Below are 16,684 nucleotides of genomic sequence, written 5' to 3'. Positions count from 1 at the left end.
GCGTGGGAATTCGGCCTCGATGGCCGGGACCGGTGACCCTGTTCGTGTCGGGCCCTGTGGCGCAAGATCGGACCGGTGAGCGGAAAGTTGGCGCGCAAGCTTTACGAGCGGGAACTTCGGCGGCTTCAGGGGGAACTGGTGAAGCTACAGGAGTGGGTGCGCGTGGAGCGGCAGCGGCTGGTGGTGATCTTCGAGGGCCGTGACGCGGCCGGGAAGGGCAGCACCATCAAGCGCATCACCGAGTACCTCAACCCCCGGGTGGCCAGGATCGTGGCCATGCCCCGGCCCGGCGATCGTGAGCGTGGCCAGTGGTACTTCCAGCGGTACGTCACGGAGCTGCCCGCGCCGGGTGAGATCGTGTTCATGGACCGCAGCTGGTACAACCGGGCCGGAGTCGAGTGGGTGATGGGCTTCTGTACCGAGGATGAGCACCGCCGGTTCCTGCACCAGTGCCCGATCTTCGAGCGACTGCTGGTCGAGGACGGCATCCTGCTGCGCAAGTACTGGTTCTCCGTCAGCGCGGACGAGCAGCAACGGCGGATCCGGGCGCGGCTCGACGATCCGGTCCGGCGCTGGAAGCTGTCCCCGGTGGACCTGGAGTCGATCACCCGCTGGGACGACTATTCCCGCGCCAAGGACGCGATGATCGTGCACACCGACATCCCCGAGGCGCCGTGGTCTATTGTGGACAGTGACGACAAGCGGCGCGCCCGGATCAACATGATCACCGACCTGCTCACCGGAATTCCCTACCAGCAGGTCGCTCCTCCACCGATCAAGCTGCCGGAGCGCCCGGCCTCTTCGGGCTACCGGCGGCCGGAGAAGAACCCGGGCAGTTACGTGCCGGACCATGCCGCCCGGCTGGTGAAGGGCTGAGCAGCGGGACCCCTACCCGGGCCCGGGAGATCGTTACGGCGACCCGTGCCGCCGAGCGAGTCAGCCGGTGAGGGCGATTTCGCGGCCGGTGAGGATTTCGATCGGGATGCGCAGATAGCAACTGCGGTCGCCGGGCGCCCAGGGACGATGCCCCGGATCGGACACGGCAACCAGCGTGTCGACGTCGGTCACGCGCTCGGCCTTGCCGACGGCGACGACACTCCAGCCCGTCCGCGTATCGGGCGCGATCTCGTCGACCTCGAACGCCACCACTTGACCGCGGAGTTCGCTCAGCGTGCCGGCCGGCGAAGTGCGGACGATGATGTCTTCCCCGTGCAGGAAGAAGTTCACCGGGCGGATCGCCGGCAGCGCGTCCTGGGTGAAGGCCACCCGGCCGACGGACATCGATCCGAGCAGCGCCAGGCAGTCCTGGGGCGTCAGCGGGCGTAGTTCGTTCATCACGCCAGTGTCGGCCGCCTGATCACGCTCAAGCGAGGGCCGGAAGTCCTCACCACTGGTGACCGTTGCCCGCCGCGCCGGGACTCCCGGCATTCATAACGTTGTGGCCGCGAAGGAAGGGACGGAAATCATGGAAACTTCGGACGGTGCGGTCGTCGTCGGCGTGGACGGCTCGGACGTGGCGCATGAGGCGCTGCGCTGGGCCGCCAGGGAAGCGGTCGCCCGGCGGGCTCCACTGCATCTGATCTACGCGTTCAACCCGCCGGCGGCGTTCTATGGCGGTGGACTGCCGGCGCCGCAGCGCTTTTACGACGATCTGGAGCTGGCCGGGAAGAGGCTGCTCGAACAGGCGCTGGCGGCGGCCCGCGAGGTGAGTGGGGATCTGGTGGTGACCGCGGAGATGCCGTCGGGGCCGCCGGTTCCCGTTCTCGTGGAGGCTTCGCGCAAGGCGCGCCTGATCGTTTTGGGCGCGTCGGGCCGGGGCGGGTTCGCCGGGATGCTGGTCGGGTCCACCGCGGTCGGGGTCAGCGCGCACGCGCACTGCGCGACGGTGATCGTGCGTGGGGAGACAGCGCGGGCGGGCGGTCCGGTGGTGGTCGGCGTGGACGGCAGCCCGGTGAGCGAGCGGGCGATCGCGGCCGCGTTCGAGGCGGCGGCGCGGTGCGATGCCCCGCTGGTGGCGGTACACGCCTTCAGTGACGGGGATTTCGGCGGGGTCTACGGCACCGTGCCGTTCCTGGTGGACGGGTCCGAGATCGAGCAGCAGGAGCAACGGTTGCTCGCCGAGTGCCTGGCGGGCCGGCGGGAGAAGTACCCGGACGTGCTGCTCGAGCAGGTTACGGTCAAGGACGGGCCACGGCCTCTGCTGCTGGACTGGGCGCGCCGGGCGCGGCTGGTCGTGGTGGGCAGCCGCGGGCGCGGGGGGTTCGCCGGGCTGCTGCTCGGCTCGACCAGCCAGGCGCTCATCCACCACGCGGGCTGCCCGGTGATGATCGTGCGGGAAGACGGCGGGAAGTGATGACGGACCAGCTGCCGCGAAGGCTTGTGTGGAGGCGCCGGCCGTCGGCGCGCCGATGACGGCTGAGCCGCGAGGACAGGCCTGGAGATCTCCTCCGGCTCAGCGCGACGGCGGGGGCGGGGCCGTGGTGGCGCGGACGATCAGGTAGGTGTCGAGAACCTGGGTGATGTCGTCGTCGGCTTCGCCGTCGAGAAGGCCGAGCAGGACCGTGACGGCGGCACGGCCGGCCGCTTCCGTCGGCATCGCGATGGTGGTCAGCGGGGGCGCCGAGATCGCGGCGAAGACCAGGTCGTCGAAGCCGACCAGGCTGACCTCGTCCGGCACGGGCACGCCACGGGCGTTGAGCCGGGCCAGCGCGCCGAACGCCACCAGATCGTTGTAGGCGACGATCGCGGTCACGTCCGCGGCGAGCGCCAGGTCGGCACCCTGCAGGCCGCCTTCGAACATCGGGGGGAACGGCCCGAACTCGACGATCTCGATGCCGTGCCGCTCGGCGGCCTCCGCGAGCCCGCGTTTGCGGGCCTTGTTGGACCACGACGTCCGGGGTCCGCCGAGGTAGGCGCAGCGGTGGTGGCCGAGTGCCGCCAGGTGCTGGATCGCCTGGCGCATCCCGTCCGCCGAGTCCATCACGATCGACCCGACCCCCGGCACCTCGCGGTTCAACAGCACCAGGGTGGTCTGCTCGGTGAGCGCGCGGACCTGGTCGTCGGTCATGCTCGGGCTGCACAGCACGATGCCGTCCACCTGCCCGGCCATCCGGCGGACGATGTTCTGTTCGGCCGCCGGGTCCTCGTCGCTGTTGGCGAACAGCACGGCGATGTCGTGCTGGCGGGCCCGCGCCTGCACGCCGTTGAGCACGCCGGTGAAGAACGGGTTGCCCAGTTCGGACACCACGATGCCGATGTGGCCGGTACGGACCGCCGGCACCCGGTGCGGCGCGCTGGTGGCGTGGTAGCCAAGCTCGGTCGCGGCGGCCAGGACGCGGTCACGGGTCTGCCGTTTGACCAGATCCGGAGAGGTGAACGCCCGCGACACGGTCGAGATCGACACGCCCGCCCGGCGGGCGACATCGTGGATGGTCACGGTCACGGATACTCCTTGCGAGCTTCCACAACATCTTGTAAACGGCGTGGATCGTTGTCAACAACGAGCACCCGCTGGTGGCGCGCCGATCGCGACCCATCGTGGCACACCCCCGCTGCCGTGCGACCTTCGGTTACCGTCGCGATGAAAACCATGAAAATCCTTGACGAGTGCTTCCTGAAACTTCACGGACGAGCCACCGTGGTCCCGGGGCCGGGGAGGCGCGCCGGCGAGATCGGGGTGCATGACGACAAGGACCTCGCTGTCCCATCACGCCGGCCACAACCGGTTCGAAAACGTCAGCTCGCGGCCGCCCAGCCTCCGGTTCGGCACCGGGCACTCAGCCAACGACTATTTCCGCGATGTCGGCGGTTCGGCGATCCATTTTCGGATGGGCACGCAGTTCCTGGTACAGAACAACGTCTTCGGAAAAACCGGCACGGGCGCGTCGGCATGATCCGACCAGTGGGGCCGGATCGGGATAGCGCTATCCCGATCCGGCAGGCGACCGTTCGGCGTAACGTGGATTTCGACTTGTTCGACGCAAACGGGCCGTGTTGACACCCCGCCGGGCACACCCTACGGTGAGCAGCCGGAAGTTTTTCCCGATCGGAGACCCATGTCGGGTATCAGGGGACGCACCGCCGCGGGCGCGCCGAGGCTGGCCGTGGTCGGCACCTCCGGCTACGCGTTCAGCTATCTGCATCGCGCCCGTATCCTGCACGACGAGGGGCTCGTCGAGTTCGTGGGCATGGCCGACATCCGCGTGCCCTCGGCCGCCGCGGTCGCGCTGCTGCCCGACGGCGGAACGGCGCACCTCGGCGTCGACGACCTGCTTCGCGCCCGCCGCCCCGACATCACCGTGGTCGCGACCCCACCGCACGCCCACGTCCAGGTCGGCAGCGCGGTGCTGCGGGCCGGCAGCGACCTGTTGCTGGAAACCCCGCCGGTGCTCGACCGCGAGGGCTTCCAGACGCTGTCCCGCTTGGCCGACGACGCCGGGTTGGCCTGCCAGACCGGTTTTCAGAGCTTCGGCTCTTCGGCGCTGCCCGTGCTCGAAGCGGCGATCGCGGCCGGAAAACTGGGCGAGGTGGTGGGGGTCGGCGCGGCCGGGGCATGGATCCGCACCGACGCCTACTACCGCCGCAATCCCTGGGCCGGACGGCGGTGGCTGGACGGCAAGGCCGTGGTCGACGGCACGCTGACCAATCCGTTTTCCCACGCCGTGGCCACCGCGCTGCTCGTCGGCGGGGCCGGCGGGCGGGACCCGGCGGAGATCGCGCTGGAGCTCTACGGCACCCGCGACATCGAAGCGGACGACACGGCCTGCCTCCGCATCCGGTTCGACGGCGGCCCCGAGATCGTCGTCGCCGCGTCGCTGTGTGCCGAGCAGGACCACGAACCCTACGTCGTCGTGCACGGCGCGAAGGGACGCGCGAAGTTCTGGTACAAGAGTCACCGGCTGGAGATCAACGACGTGCGGGTTTCGGTCGGCGCACCGGCCGACCTGCTGCGCAACCTGGTCGCCCACCACGTCGACCCGGCGCGGACGCCGCTGCTCGCGCCCCTGACGAGCACCCGGGCGTTCGCCTCGATGGTCGAGGCGGTCCGGGACGCGCCGTCCCCGGCACGGATTCCCCCGGGCTGGATCCGGACGGTCGGGGAGGGTCTGGGGCGGCATCCGGTGGTGCGGGGGATCGGCGAGGAGGTAGCGGTCGCGGCGGACCGGCTCGCGCTGTTCTCCGAGATCGGCGTGCCGTGGGCGAGTTCCGACCAGTGGTGGCGCCGGCACTGGGCCGCGGACCGCGCGGCCACGGCCGAACGCACCGGCTAGCCATCCGCGCTTGCCGCGGGCTGAAAACACGCTGATCTGGGCAAGCGCTTTCCCATTCTGCTCGATTCCGGCTGATATCGTTGCCGTCCAACGGGTTTTGTTACGGAACAAGCGTTGACAGGAGCGCGGCGCGCTGCTTACGGTGAGCGCCCTGGCAGCGTTTTCAGAAAGTGCTGACCGAGCTGACGTGGTCGTCAGCGGCGGGTGCCGGCCGAGGATGGAGAGCTCGATGAGGAGCAGAAAACGGCGGATCTGGGGACTCCCGCGGCGAGGTGCCGTCGCGATGCTGGCGGTGGTTCCGTTCCTGCTGGCCGGAGTCGCCGCGTGCGGTGGTGGTGGAGCCGGCGCTGACGGGGAAGTGGCCATCACCTTCGTGTGGTGGGGCAGCGACGGCCGGGCGAACCTGACCAAACAGGCCGTCGACCTCTTCCAGCAGCGAAACCCGAAGATCAAGGTGCAGACGTCGTTCTCGGCGTACGCGGCCTACTGGGAGAAGCTCGCCACCCAGACCGCCGGGGGTAATGCGCCGGACGTGCTCAACATGGACGGTCGCTACCTGGCCGAGTACGGCGGACGGAACGTGCTGGCCGACCTCAACCAGGGCCCGGGCAAGTCGATCTCGCTCACCGACGTCAATCCCGAGCTCGCGGCCACGGGTGTCTACCAGGGTAAGCGGTACGCGGTGCCGTGGGCGCAGAACACCCCGGCGATGATCTACGACCCGGCGGCCTTCACCGCGGCGGGCGCGGATCCGGCCAACGGCATGACCTGGGACCAGTTCGCCGACGCGACCCAGAAGGTCAGCGCCGCCAGCGGGTTCTCCGTCCGTGGCGCGACCGACTTCGGGATCCTGGACACCGCACTGGAGATCTGGCTGCGCCAGCAGGGCAAGCAGCTCTACACCCCGGCGGGCAAGCTCGGGTTCACCGCGGACGACCTGCGCCGCTACTGGCGGCTGGCGGGCCGGTTCCGTGATGCCAAGGGCGTTTCCCCCGCGGACGTGACGTCCTCCTACAACACCTCGCCCGAGCAGTCGCCGCTCGGCAAGAAACTGACCAGTTCCGAGTTCGCCTACGACAACCTCCTGCCCGCGTACAAGACGGCCAGCGGCAAGGCGCTGAGCGTGGCGCCGTACCCGGGCGACGCGAGCGGGAACAACGGGCAGTACCGCCGCCCGGCGATGTTCCTGTCGATCTCGGCCCGCAGCAAGGCACAGGAGGCGGCGGCCAAGCTCGTCGACTTCCTGATCAACGACCCGGATGCGGGCAGGATCCTGGGCACCGACCGCGGTCTCGCGCCGAACCTGAAGGTCCGCGCCCAGCTCGCGCAGGGCGCGACCGGGAACGACAAGACGCTGTACGGCTACGAGTCCGCGCTGGAGCCGAAGCTCGGCGCCGCGCCGCCGGTACCGCCGAAGGGCGCCGGTTCGATCCAGAAGCTCCTGCAGCGCACCTACGAAGAAGTCGCGTTTGGACGGATGAGCGTCGACGACGCGGTCAGCCGGTTCATGTCCGAAGCGGAGAAAGCGCTTACCTGAGCATGACGACCTTTCGTGCGCCGGACCCGGTGGTCGCAAAGGTGTCCGTGCCGTTCGCCCGCCGGTCCGGCCGGCCGGGCGGGCGGCGCCGGACAAGCCGGCCGGAAGCCTTCGTGTTCCTCACCCCGTGGCTGCTCGGCGCGGTGGCGCTGACCGTCGGGCCGATGGTCGTCTCGCTCTACCTCTCGTTCACCGACTACGACATGTTCACCTCGCCGAAGTGGGTCGGCATCGACAACTTCGTGCGGATGTTCACCGACGACGACCGTTACCTGCAGTCGGTGAAGGTGACGGCGATCTATGTCCTCGTTTCGGTCCCGCTGAAGCTCATCGTGTCTTTGCTGGTGGCCATGCTGCTCAACAGTCGCCGCGGCGCCAACGGGTTCTACCGGGCGGCGTTCTACGCCCCGTCGCTGCTGGGTGCGAGCGTGGCGGCCGCGCTGGTGTGGCGGGCGCTGTTCACCGGCGGCGGCCCGGTGAACGAGTTGCTGGCGAGCCTCGGCTGGCACACGCCGAGCTGGATCGACGACCCGAAGTTCAGCCTGGCCTCGATCGTGCTGCTGGGGGTCTGGCAGTTCGGCGCTCCGATGGTGATCTTCCTGGCCGGGCTCAAGCAGATCCCGCCCGAACTGCTCGAGTCGGCGAGTATCGACGGCGCGGGCGCGCTGCGCCGGTTCTGGCACATCACCCTGCCGATGCTGTCCCCGGTGATCTTCTTCAACCTGGTGATGGAGGCCATCCACGCGTTCCAGGCGTTCACGCCCGCGTTCGTCATCGGCGGCGGCCGCGGGGGACCGGCCGACGCGGACTTGTTCTACACGCTCTACCTGTTCGAGGTGGGGTTCCAGGACTTCAAGATGGGCTACGCCTCCGCGATGGCCTGGGTGCTGCTGGCGGTCATCGCGATCGTGACCGCCATCGTGTTCCGCACCGCCAGGCTCTGGGTGTTCTACGAAGACGCGGAGGCCCGATGATGACGACCGCGAGCACGCTGCGTCGCGGGCGCACGGCGCGCTCGGCCGGCTGGCACCTGGTGTGCCTCGCCGGAGTGGCCGTGGTGCTGTATCCGTTGGTGTGGCTGGGGTTCTCGTCGTTCAAGCCACCGGACGAGATCCTGTCGCGGCTGGCGTTGCTGCCGAGCCGGTTCGTCTTCGACGGCTACACGAAGGGCTGGGAAGGGGCCGCGGGTGTCGGGTTCGGCCGGTTCTTCCTCAACTCCTTCCTGGTCGCCGGCCTTTCGGTGGTGGCGAACGTGCTGTCCTGTTCGCTGGCCGCGTTCGCGTTCGCCCGGCTGCGGTTCCGGTTTCGCGGGGCGCTGTTCGCCTTCATGATCACGACGCTGATGCTGCCCTATCACGTCACCCTGATCCCGCAGTACGTGATCTTCCAGCAGGCCGGCCTCGTCAACACGTTCGTCCCGCTGATCCTGCCGAAACTGCTGGCGACCGAAGCGTTCTTCGTGTTCCTGATCGTCCAGTTCATGCGCGGGATCCCGAGCGAACTCGACGAGGCGGCGACGATCGACGGCTGCGGCGTCTACCGGACGTTCTGGTATGTGGTGCTGCCGCTGTCGAAACCGGCGCTGGTCACCACGTCGATCTTCACCTTCATCTGGACGTGGAACGACTTCTTCACGCAGATGGTGTACCTGAACGACACGGAGAAGTTCACCGTGCCGCTGGGCCTGAGGTTGTTCGTGGACACCAGCAGCCAGTCGAATTTCGGTGCGATGTTCGCGATGTCCGCGCTCGCACTGGTCCCGATCGTGCTGTTCTTCCTCGCCTTCCAGCGGTTGCTGGTCGAAGGCGTCAGTACCAGCGGCTTGAAGGGGTGAGGGATGCGAAGCGTAGGTGCCGACTGGCGAGCCGGACTGGGTGAGTTCGCCGACTGCCTGCAGGTGGGCCTGCTGGTCGCGCTCGCGTCGGTGCCGGTGCTGACGGCGCCGGCGGCGTTCGCGGCGGGATGCCGTGCTCATGCCCGGGCCCGGTACGGCGCCGTCCGTCCATTATGGACGCAGTTCTGGGCGGACTTCCGGCAGGCCGCCCGCGGCGGGGTGGCGTTCGGCGCGCTGGCCATGGCGGCGGGCGTGCTGTTCGCGGCGGATCTCGTGGTGGCGGGCTCGGTGCTGCCGGGCGCCGGGGTGGTCAAGCCCGCGCTCTGGGCACTGGCCGTGGCGGCCGCCGTGATCGCCGTGCGCACCTGCGAGGTGGCCGGGGTGCGCGGGCAGCCCTGGCGACGGGCCGTGGTGACGGCCGCCCGGGCGACGGCGACCGGTCCGCGAGCCGCCGCGCTGACCGCGGCGGCGGTGGCGGTCGCGGGCGTGCTGGTGTGGATGCAGCCGCTGCTGATCTTCCTCGTGGCCGGCCCGCTGACACTGGCCGCGGTGGCGACCGGCGGCCGAGGATGAACCCCGCACCCAGGATCGTCGTCTTCGGCACGGCCGGCCACGCGATCGTCCACTTGAGACGCGCCCGCGCGATGCACGACCGCGGGGAGATCGTGCTCGCCGGAGCCTGTGACATCCGCGAGCCGCCGGACGAGGCCCGGCAGCTGCTGCCGGACAACGCCGTGGTCGCGCGGGACCCGATCGACCTGTTTTCCCGCGCCGGCGCGGACATCGCGGTCGTGGCCACCCCACCGCACGCGCACCTGCCGCTGGGGCGGCTCGCTCTCGCCGCCGGGTGCCACCTCCTCGTGGAGAAGCCACCGGTGCTCGACCTGGCGGCGTTCGACCAGCTTTCCGGTCTGGCAGGCTCGCGCGGGCGTGCCTGCCAGACCGGGTTTCAGAGCTTCGGATCGGCCGCCGTTCCGGTGGTGCGCGACGCCATCGCGCGGGGTGAGATCGGGGCGGTGACCGGCATCGCGGCCGCGGGCGCCTGGATCCGGCGGGACCGGTACTTCGGGCGGACCGAGTGGGCGGGCCGGCGGCGGGTCGGCGGGCAGGCCGTGGTGGACGGGACGCTGACGAACCCGTTCGCACACGCGGTGGCCACCGCGCTCCTGCTGAACGGGACCGCCGAAGTCCTGCCCGAGAGCGCGATCGTCGAGCTTTACCGCGCCCGGAACATCGAGTCCGACGACACGGCCTGTGCCCGGATGAGGTTCGCGGGCGCTCCGGACGTCGTCGTCGCCGCGACGCTCGCGGCCGAGGCGGACAACGACCCGTACATCCTCATCCACGGCTCGGGTGGGCAGATTCGCTGGCACTACAAGACCGATCTGGTGGTGGTCAACGGTGTGGGCGTGGAGGTCGCGCCACCCGAGGACCTGCTGGCGAACCTCGTCCGGCACGTCCAGGCCCCCGAAGCCGTGCCGCTGCTCGCACCGTTGGCCGTGACGCGCGCCTTCACCGCGATGGTGGAGGCGGTGCGCGACGCACCCGAACCGCGGGCGCTGCCCGCCGAGTGGGTCCGGAGCGTCGGGAGCGGACCCGAACGCCGGTTCGTCATCCCGGGCATCGACCGCAACGTCGACACCGCGGCCGACCGGCTCGCGCTGTTCTCCGAACTCGCCCTGCCCTGGACGGGCGCCGGTTTCCGTGCCTGTGGTTGAAAGAGAGGTGGCCGGCGTGACGATGCGTCGCTACGCGGTGGTCGGCCTGGGCTCGCGCGCCCAGCTGTTCGTGCGAGCGCTCGCGAAATCGGAACGCGCGGAACTGGTGGCCTTCTGCGACCGCAACAGGACCCGGATGGATGTCCACAATAGATGGTTGAGGGAGGGGACCGGCGCTTCCCCGGTGCCCGGTTACCCACCCGGGGACTTCGCCGGCATGCTCGCCAAGGAGCGGGTCGATGTGGTCGTGGTGTGCACGCCGGATCACACCCACGCGGACTACATTGTGGACGCCCTCGAAGCGGGGTGCGACGTGGTGACCGAAAAGCCCATGACGACGGACGTCGAAGGTGCCCGCCGCATCCTCCGGGCCCGGCGCCGGACTTCTCGCGCGGTGACCGTCACGTTCAACTACCGGTACAACCCCGTGCATCGGCGGGTACGTGAGCTGCTGGCCGAGGGCGCTGTCGGGGAGATCGGGTCGGTCCAGTTCGCCTGGCTGCTCGACACCTGGCACGGTGCGGACTACTTCCGGCGCTGGCATCGCGAGAAGGCCCGCTCCGGCGGGTTGCTGGTGCACAAGTCCGGCCATCACTTCGACCTGGTGAACTGGTGGCTCGGCAGCGGGCCCGAGACGGTGTTCGCGATGGGCAGGCTGTTCTTCTACGGCGACCAAAACGGCCGCCGGCACGGGCAACGCACCGGCTACGCGCGGGGCACCGGAGACGGCGAGAGCGACCCGTTCGCACTCGACCTCGAATCCTCGCCACGACTGCGGGCGCTGTACCGCGACGCCGAGGCCGAAGACGGTTACCTCCGCGACCAGAACGTGTTCTCGCCCGGGATCACCATCGAGGACGACATGGCCGTGCTCGCGCGGTATCGCGGTGCCGTCACCTTGAACTACCACCTGCACGCCTACTCCCCGCGCGAGGGCTACCGGGTCGCGTTCACCGGCAGCAAGGGGCGGATCGAGCTCGACGTAAGGGAGAACGAGTACCCGTTCCGAACGGGAAAGTCCATTGCGGACCTTCCGCCGGGCGTGGTGCCGGAGCCGGGCCGGGCAAAACTCACCCTGCAACGGCACTGGGCGCCGGCCGAGGTGGTGCTCGACACCCCGCTCGGCGAGGGCCACGGCGGCGGGGACGAACGGATGCTCGCCGAACTGCTTGGCCAGCGGCCCCCGGACCCTTTGGGCAGCGCCGCGGACCACGAGGCCGGGCTCCAGGCGCTGCTCACCGGGCTCGCCGCCAACCGGTCGATGGCCACCGGGCGTCCCGTCCGGGTCGGCGAGCTGCTGGCCGAGATCGGGGAGCAGCCGTGAGCCGAGCCGCGACAGAGCAGCACACGATCGAGGCCACGGAGGACGACGGCCGCGTGCGGGTCACCGTCGGCGACGTGGTGCTGGCCGAGTACCTGGTGGCGCCGCCGACCCCGGCACCGGACTCGCCGAAACCGTACCTGCATCCCCTGCGGACAACCGCGGGGGAGACGGTGACCGCGGTCCGGCCGCACGATCACACCTGGCACAACGGCCTCCAGTTCACCATGGCCAACCTCTCCGGCGAGAACTTCTGGGGCGGCCGGACCTACGTGCGCGACCGCGGGTACACCCCGCTCGACAACAACGGCACGGTCGGCCACGTCCGCTGGGAGGGCATCGACCGTGCCGCCGGGCACTGCGAGTTGCGGCACGAGCTTGCCTGGCGTACTGCGGCCGGACAGCGGTGGTTCGCCGAGCACCGCACCCTTCGCTTCGGCGGCGTGTCGGTCACCGACGGGCATTGGACGCTGACCTGGACGAGCCGTCTGCGCAACACCAGCGGGCGTGAGCTGCGATGGGGGAGCCCGGTGACGGAAGGGCGGGAAACCGCCGGGTACGGCGGGCTGTTCTGGCGCGGCCCCCGATCCTTCGTCGGCGGGTCGGTGCGGACGTCGGACGGCCGCTCCGCGGGGGAGGCGATGGGTCACCGCGCCTCGTGGCTGGCCTTCACCGGCCGGCACGACGTGAGCCTGCGGTCCTCGACGCTGCTGTTCGCGGACAACCCGGCGAACCGGGGATACCCGACGCCCTGGTACGTGCGCGCCGATCCGTTCCCGGTGGTCAGTTTCGCCACGACCTACCACCGGCCGTGGTTGCTGGCCCCCGGCGAGGAAGTGACGCTGACCCACCACCTCGCGGTCATCGACGGCCAGTGGGACGACGACCGGCTCGACCGTCTTGTCCCCCAGTTGCTTGCCCGGAAGTAGGCAGTGAGGAGCCGACATGCATTGGAAGCACGGCAAGATTATCGCGGGATCATTGGCACTGCTCGGATCGGCGCTGGTGAGCGCACCGGCGTCGGCGCACGGGAGCGACCCCGGCCGGGCCGTGCTCGGCCAGGGTGATGGCTGGGCCGCCGCGACCACGGGGACGACGGGCGGTGCGCACGCCGCGCCCGGCGATGTCTACACGGTTTCCGAACGGTCCCAACTCGCCGCCGCGCTGCGGGCACACCCGGGGGCACCCAAGATCATCTACGTGCGCGGCACGATCGACGGTAACGTGGACGCCCAGGACCGGCCGATGTCCTGCGAGGACTTCGCCGACCCCGGCTACAGCCTGCCCGCTTATCTGGCTCGGTACGACCCGGCGACCTGGGGGAAGGCTCCCGTCACGGGACCGTTGGAGGAGGCGCGTGCGCGGTCGCAGCGGAACCAGGCGGCGCAGGTGGTGCTCGATGTCGGCTCGAACGTCACCATCGTCGGGCTCGGTGGCGACAACGTCCGGGCCACCTTGCGCGGGCTGAACCTGCGCGTCGTCGGCGACAACGTCATCCTGCGAAACCTGCGTTTCGAAGACGCGCACGACTGCTTTCCGCAGTGGGACCCGAACGACGGGGCGACCGGCAACTGGAACTCCGAGTACGACAACGTGACGTTGTTCGGCGCGAGCCATGTCTGGGTCGACCACAACGAGTTCAGCGACGGGACGGACACCGATCCGCCGGAGTACTTCGGGATGAAGTACGAGATCCACGACGGCCTGCTGGACATCGTGAACGGCTCGGACCTGGTCACCGTTTCGTACGACAAACTGCACGACCACGACAAGAGCATGCTGATCGGCAGCACCGACAAGCCGACCTATGACGTGGGGAAGCTCCGGGTCACGCTGCACCACAACCTGTTCTCCAACCTCGGTCAGCGGGTGCCGCGGGTGCGGTACGGGCAGGTGCACGTCTACGACAATCTGTACCTGGTGCCCGACGCGGCGAGCTACACCTATTCCCTGGGCGTGGGCGTGGAATCCCGCATTTACGCGGAGAACAACTTCTTCCGCATCCCGGATACCCCGGATTTGCTGCCGCTCGGCAACATCGTGAAGTACTGGAAGGGAACGGCGCTGCACGCCACCGGAAGCCTTGTCGCCGCTGGTTCCCGCCACCCCCGGCCGGTGGACCTGGTGGCCGAGTACAACGCCGCGTACGACCCGGATCTCGGCGGCGACGTCGGCTGGACGCCCACCCTCGTGCCCCGTCTAGACCCGGCCTTCGAAGTCCCGGCGCGGGTGTTGTCCGGCGCGGGCCCCGGTCACTGAGGGGAAGGCGCCTCCGATGCTCAGCACCGTGTTGCTCACCGCGTTCACCGTGTCTTCGCTGTCTTCGCTGTCCACACTGGCCTCGCTGTCCACACTGGTCTGTCCGCATCCGGCCGCCGCGGTGAACGTCGTAGTGGCCAAGGACGGTTCCGGCGGCTACACCACCGTGCAGGCCGGGATCGACGCCGTCTCGCCCGGCGGCACGATCTCGATCAGGCCCGGCACCTACCACGAGGTGATCACCGTGCCCGCCGGCAAGACGGGGATCACGATGCGCGGCGCGGCCGGCAAGGCGTCCGACGTCGTGATCGACTTCGACAACGCCAGCGGGACGAGGAAGCCGGACGGCTCGACGTACGGCACGTCGGGCAGCGCGACCGCGACGATCGCCGCCAACGGCTTCACCGCGACCGCGCTGACCTTCCGCAACTCCTTCGACCGCGGGGCACACCCGGAGATCACGGCGACCCAGGCCGTCGCGATGAAGGCGACCGGCGACCGGATGGTTTTCGACGACGTCACCTTCCTGGGCCACCAGGACACGCTGTACGCGGACACCGCGGCCGTCGGCACCGTGGGCCGGCAGTACTACCGCAACTGCGCCATCAGCGGTGACGTCGACTTCCTGTTCGGCCGCGCCACGGCCGTCTTCGACCGGGCGACGATCACCGCCCTCGACCGCGGCTCGAACCCCAACGGCTACCTGACCGCGGCGAGCACCCGGCGGACGAATCCGTACGGATTCCTGATCGTCGGCAGTCGGGTGGTCAGCACGGCCCCGGGTGCGACCTTCTACCTCGGCAGGCCGTGGCATCCCGGCGGTGACGTCGATGCCATCGCCCAGGTCGTCGTGCGCGACACCGTCCTCCCGGCCGCGATCAAACCCGCGCCGTGGACCGACATGTCAGGTTTCTCCTGGCAGGACGCCCGTTTCTTCGAGTACCACAACACCGGCCCGGGCGCGGGGACCGGCGCCGACCGGCCGCAACTGACCGACGCGCAGGTTTCGTCCTTCACGCCGAAGCACTACCTCGCGGGCACCGACGGCTGGAACCCCGTCCACTAGCCACCCCACCCGCGAGTCCCCCATTCCCGTCGGGTGAGTCCCACTTTCGCGTCCCGCGAGATCTGTCCACAGTGGTGCGATGATCGCCGGCCTTGACCCGACGGGGCGAGGCCGGCGTCCCTCCACTTGCGACCTTGGGTGACCTTCAGCAAACTGCTTGCAGGTGCGGTTCCAGCCGAGCGCAACCCGCTCCCGGCGATGAGCTCGCATCGGGCAGGAGGGTCCAATGGGGACCACACCCGGCGACGAGCCCTTGCGGCGCCGGCCGTTTCCCGGGCCGGCTGGATCCACGCCCGTCCATGCCCCACCGAGTACCGCGCGCACGGTCCTCGTCACGGCGACGGCGGCGCTTGGCGGCTTCCTCTTCGGCTATGACACCGCGGTGATCAACGGCGCGGTGAAGGCCGTGGGGGAGTTCTATCACGCGTCACCGTTCGTCCTGGGCCTCGCGGTGGCGGCGGCACTGATCGGCTGCGCGATCGGCGCCTGGTTCGCGGGCGAGATCGCCGACCGCTACGGCCGGATCCGGGTGATGGGACTCGCGGCCCTCGCCTTCGCGATCAGCGCGCTGGGCACCGGATTCTCGTTCTCGATCTGGGATCTCGCGTTCTGGCGGCTGATCGGCGGGCTCGGTGTCGGTGCCGCTTCGGTGATCGCGCCCGCCTACATCGCCGAGATCTCGCCGGCCTATCTTCGCGGGCGACTCGGTTCGTTGCAGCAACTGGCCATCGTGACCGGCATCTTCGTGGCGCTGCTGGTGGACTACGCGCTGGTCGCCACCTCCGGGAGCGCGTCGGACCCCCTGTGGTTCGGCATCACGACGTGGCGGTGGATGTTCCTGTCACTGCTGATTCCCGCGGTGGTCTACGGTGTGCTGACCCTGTCGATCCCGGAATCCCCGCGGTACCTGGTCGCGCGGGAACGGTTCGAGAAGGCCGCGCAAGTGCTGCGCCGGTTCGTCGGCGGCGACGTCGACGGCAGGATTCAGGAGATCGTCCGGACGCTGCGCGGCGAAGGCAAACGCGGCAGCCTCCAGGTCATCCGCGGCCACGCGCTGGGGCTCGTGCCGATCGTCTGGGTCGGCGTCGGACTGTCGGTCTTCCAGCAGTTCACCGGTATCAACGTGATCTTCTACTACTCGTCGGTGCTGTGGCAGTCGGTGGGATTCAGCGAGCAGAACGCCCTGATCATCACGGTGATCACGTCGGTGACGAACATCCTCACCACGATCATCGCGATCGCGATGATCGACCGGATCGGGCGGAAACCGCTGCTGCTGATCGGTTCGATCGGGCAGTTCGTCTGCCTGGGCATTCTCGCGTACCTGTTCGGGACCGCACCGGTGATAAACGGCGTGCCGAACCTGGGTTCGGCCGGGTTGATCGCGCTCGTGGCCGCCAACCTCTACGTCGTGTTCTTCGGCGCGACCTGGGGCCCGGTGGTCTGGGTGCTGCTCGGCGAGATGTTCAACAACAGGATCCGCGCGATGGCCATTTCGGTGGCCGCCGCGGCCCAGTGGCTGGCGAACTTCGTCGTGTCCACGACGTTCCCGACACTGTCTTCGATCGGGCTTGGCCTGGCATACAGCGTCTACACGTTCTTCGCCTTCTTGTCGATCTTCTTCGTGATCCGGTTCATCAAGGAGACGAAGGGCCGTGAACTGGAGGAGATGGTCTGAC

The 16,684-nt window shown here is 69.4% G+C and carries 16 protein-coding genes; 14 read left to right on the top strand and 2 right to left on the bottom strand.

Annotated features, from left to right (window positions below; all coding sequences use genetic code 11):
- Nucleotides 1-75 precede the first annotated feature (75 nt).
- A complete protein-coding gene (ppk2, locus tag VJT49_RS29275; protein ID WP_324168191.1) occupies nt 76-876 on the top strand; it encodes a polyphosphate kinase 2 in 801 nt (266 codons plus the stop codon).
- A gap of 60 nt (nt 877-936) precedes the next feature.
- Here ppk2 and VJT49_RS29270 read toward each other — a convergent pair whose 3' ends face one another.
- On the bottom strand, nt 937-1,335 hold the full coding sequence (locus VJT49_RS29270; protein ID WP_324168190.1) for a pyridoxamine 5'-phosphate oxidase family protein: 399 nt from the start codon (nt 1,333-1,335) through the stop codon (nt 937-939).
- A 130-nt stretch (nt 1,336-1,465) separates the two neighbouring features.
- Here VJT49_RS29270 and VJT49_RS29265 point away from each other — a divergent pair, with 130 nt between their 5' ends.
- Nucleotides 1,466-2,353, top strand: coding sequence for a universal stress protein (locus VJT49_RS29265; RefSeq protein WP_324168189.1), 888 nt, complete (start codon nt 1,466-1,468; stop codon nt 2,351-2,353).
- Nucleotides 2,354-2,452: 99 nt separating this feature from the next.
- On the opposite strand, the gene VJT49_RS29260 is transcribed toward VJT49_RS29265, so the two are convergent.
- The gene (locus VJT49_RS29260) at nt 2,453-3,442 is read right to left on the bottom strand and encodes a LacI family DNA-binding transcriptional regulator (RefSeq protein ID WP_324168188.1); all 990 of its coding nucleotides are present in this window, start codon (nt 3,440-3,442) and stop codon (nt 2,453-2,455) included.
- Nucleotides 3,443-3,680: 238 nt separating this feature from the next.
- Between VJT49_RS29260 and VJT49_RS29255 the strand changes: the two genes are divergently transcribed.
- From VJT49_RS29255 to VJT49_RS29200, 12 genes are all read left to right on the top strand, one after another.
- The gene (locus tag VJT49_RS29255) at nt 3,681-3,893 is read left to right on the top strand and encodes a hypothetical protein (protein WP_324168187.1); all 213 of its coding nucleotides are present in this window, start codon (nt 3,681-3,683) and stop codon (nt 3,891-3,893) included.
- Between the two features lie 162 nt (nt 3,894-4,055).
- Nucleotides 4,056-5,270, top strand: a complete 1,215-nt coding sequence (locus VJT49_RS29250) for a Gfo/Idh/MocA family oxidoreductase (RefSeq protein WP_324168186.1) — start codon at nt 4,056-4,058, stop codon at nt 5,268-5,270.
- Between the two features lie 229 nt (nt 5,271-5,499).
- On the top strand, nt 5,500-6,807 hold the full coding sequence (locus tag VJT49_RS29245; protein WP_324168185.1) for an ABC transporter substrate-binding protein: 1,308 nt from the start codon (nt 5,500-5,502) through the stop codon (nt 6,805-6,807).
- A gap of 2 nt (nt 6,808-6,809) precedes the next feature.
- On the top strand, nt 6,810-7,781 hold the full coding sequence (locus VJT49_RS29240; RefSeq protein WP_324168184.1) for a sugar ABC transporter permease: 972 nt from the start codon (nt 6,810-6,812) through the stop codon (nt 7,779-7,781).
- Nucleotides 7,778-8,641, top strand: a complete 864-nt coding sequence (locus VJT49_RS29235) for a carbohydrate ABC transporter permease (protein ID WP_324168183.1) — start codon at nt 7,778-7,780, stop codon at nt 8,639-8,641. Before VJT49_RS29240 ends, VJT49_RS29235 begins: the two co-directional genes overlap by 4 nt.
- 3 nt (nt 8,642-8,644) lie before the next feature.
- A complete protein-coding gene (locus tag VJT49_RS29230; protein ID WP_324168182.1) occupies nt 8,645-9,214 on the top strand; it encodes a hypothetical protein in 570 nt (189 codons plus the stop codon).
- Nucleotides 9,211-10,359, top strand: coding sequence for a Gfo/Idh/MocA family oxidoreductase (locus VJT49_RS29225; protein WP_324168181.1), 1,149 nt, complete (start codon nt 9,211-9,213; stop codon nt 10,357-10,359). Before VJT49_RS29230 ends, VJT49_RS29225 begins: the two co-directional genes overlap by 4 nt.
- Nucleotides 10,360-10,381: 22 nt before the next feature.
- Nucleotides 10,382-11,683, top strand: coding sequence for a Gfo/Idh/MocA family oxidoreductase (locus VJT49_RS29220; RefSeq protein ID WP_324168249.1), 1,302 nt, complete (start codon nt 10,382-10,384; stop codon nt 11,681-11,683).
- Complete coding sequence (locus VJT49_RS29215; protein WP_324168180.1) at nt 11,680-12,609, top strand: PmoA family protein; 930 nt, start codon at nt 11,680-11,682, stop codon at nt 12,607-12,609. The genes VJT49_RS29220 and VJT49_RS29215 overlap by 4 nt, the downstream gene beginning before the upstream one ends.
- Before the next feature lie 16 nt (nt 12,610-12,625).
- On the top strand, nt 12,626-13,939 hold the full coding sequence (locus VJT49_RS29210) for a pectate lyase (protein WP_324168179.1): 1,314 nt from the start codon (nt 12,626-12,628) through the stop codon (nt 13,937-13,939).
- Between the two features lie 16 nt (nt 13,940-13,955).
- On the top strand, nt 13,956-15,005 hold the full coding sequence (locus tag VJT49_RS29205; protein WP_324168178.1) for a pectinesterase family protein: 1,050 nt from the start codon (nt 13,956-13,958) through the stop codon (nt 15,003-15,005).
- Between the two features lie 226 nt (nt 15,006-15,231).
- Nucleotides 15,232-16,683 carry a sugar porter family MFS transporter gene (locus tag VJT49_RS29200; RefSeq protein WP_324168177.1) on the top strand — a complete coding sequence of 484 codons (1,452 nt, stop codon included), beginning with the start codon at nt 15,232-15,234 and terminating at the stop codon, nt 16,681-16,683.
- Nucleotide 16,684 lies beyond the last annotated feature (1 nt).

Source organism: Amycolatopsis sp., assembly GCF_035276945.1.
Lineage (GTDB): Bacteria > Actinomycetota > Actinomycetes > Mycobacteriales > Pseudonocardiaceae > Amycolatopsis_E.
The sequence above is the reverse complement of the archived record's forward strand: the minus strand, read 5'-3'. Positions and strand labels throughout refer to the sequence as shown.

What these genes read in the sequence shown, in the direction of transcription:
- VJT49_RS29270 (WP_324168190.1), bottom strand. Translation starts at nt 1,335, where the DNA reads ATGAACGAACTACGCCCGCTGACGCCCCAGGACTGCCTGGCGCTGCTC.
- VJT49_RS29265 (WP_324168189.1), top strand. Translation starts at nt 1,466, where the DNA reads ATGGAAACTTCGGACGGTGCGGTCGTCGTCGGCGTGGACGGCTCGGAC.
- VJT49_RS29255 (WP_324168187.1), top strand. Translation starts at nt 3,681, where the DNA reads ATGACGACAAGGACCTCGCTGTCCCATCACGCCGGCCACAACCGGTTC.
- VJT49_RS29250 (WP_324168186.1), top strand. Translation starts at nt 4,056, where the DNA reads ATGTCGGGTATCAGGGGACGCACCGCCGCGGGCGCGCCGAGGCTGGCC.
- VJT49_RS29245 (WP_324168185.1), top strand. Translation starts at nt 5,500, where the DNA reads ATGAGGAGCAGAAAACGGCGGATCTGGGGACTCCCGCGGCGAGGTGCC.
- VJT49_RS29240 (WP_324168184.1), top strand. Translation starts at nt 6,810, where the DNA reads ATGACGACCTTTCGTGCGCCGGACCCGGTGGTCGCAAAGGTGTCCGTG.
- VJT49_RS29235 (WP_324168183.1), top strand. Translation starts at nt 7,778, where the DNA reads ATGATGACGACCGCGAGCACGCTGCGTCGCGGGCGCACGGCGCGCTCG.
- VJT49_RS29230 (WP_324168182.1), top strand. Translation starts at nt 8,645, where the DNA reads ATGCGAAGCGTAGGTGCCGACTGGCGAGCCGGACTGGGTGAGTTCGCC.
- VJT49_RS29225 (WP_324168181.1), top strand. Translation starts at nt 9,211, where the DNA reads ATGAACCCCGCACCCAGGATCGTCGTCTTCGGCACGGCCGGCCACGCG.
- VJT49_RS29220 (WP_324168249.1), top strand. Translation starts at nt 10,382, where the DNA reads ATGCGTCGCTACGCGGTGGTCGGCCTGGGCTCGCGCGCCCAGCTGTTC.
- VJT49_RS29210 (WP_324168179.1), top strand. Translation starts at nt 12,626, where the DNA reads ATGCATTGGAAGCACGGCAAGATTATCGCGGGATCATTGGCACTGCTC.
- VJT49_RS29205 (WP_324168178.1), top strand. Translation starts at nt 13,956, where the DNA reads ATGCTCAGCACCGTGTTGCTCACCGCGTTCACCGTGTCTTCGCTGTCT.
- VJT49_RS29200 (WP_324168177.1), top strand. Translation starts at nt 15,232, where the DNA reads ATGGGGACCACACCCGGCGACGAGCCCTTGCGGCGCCGGCCGTTTCCC.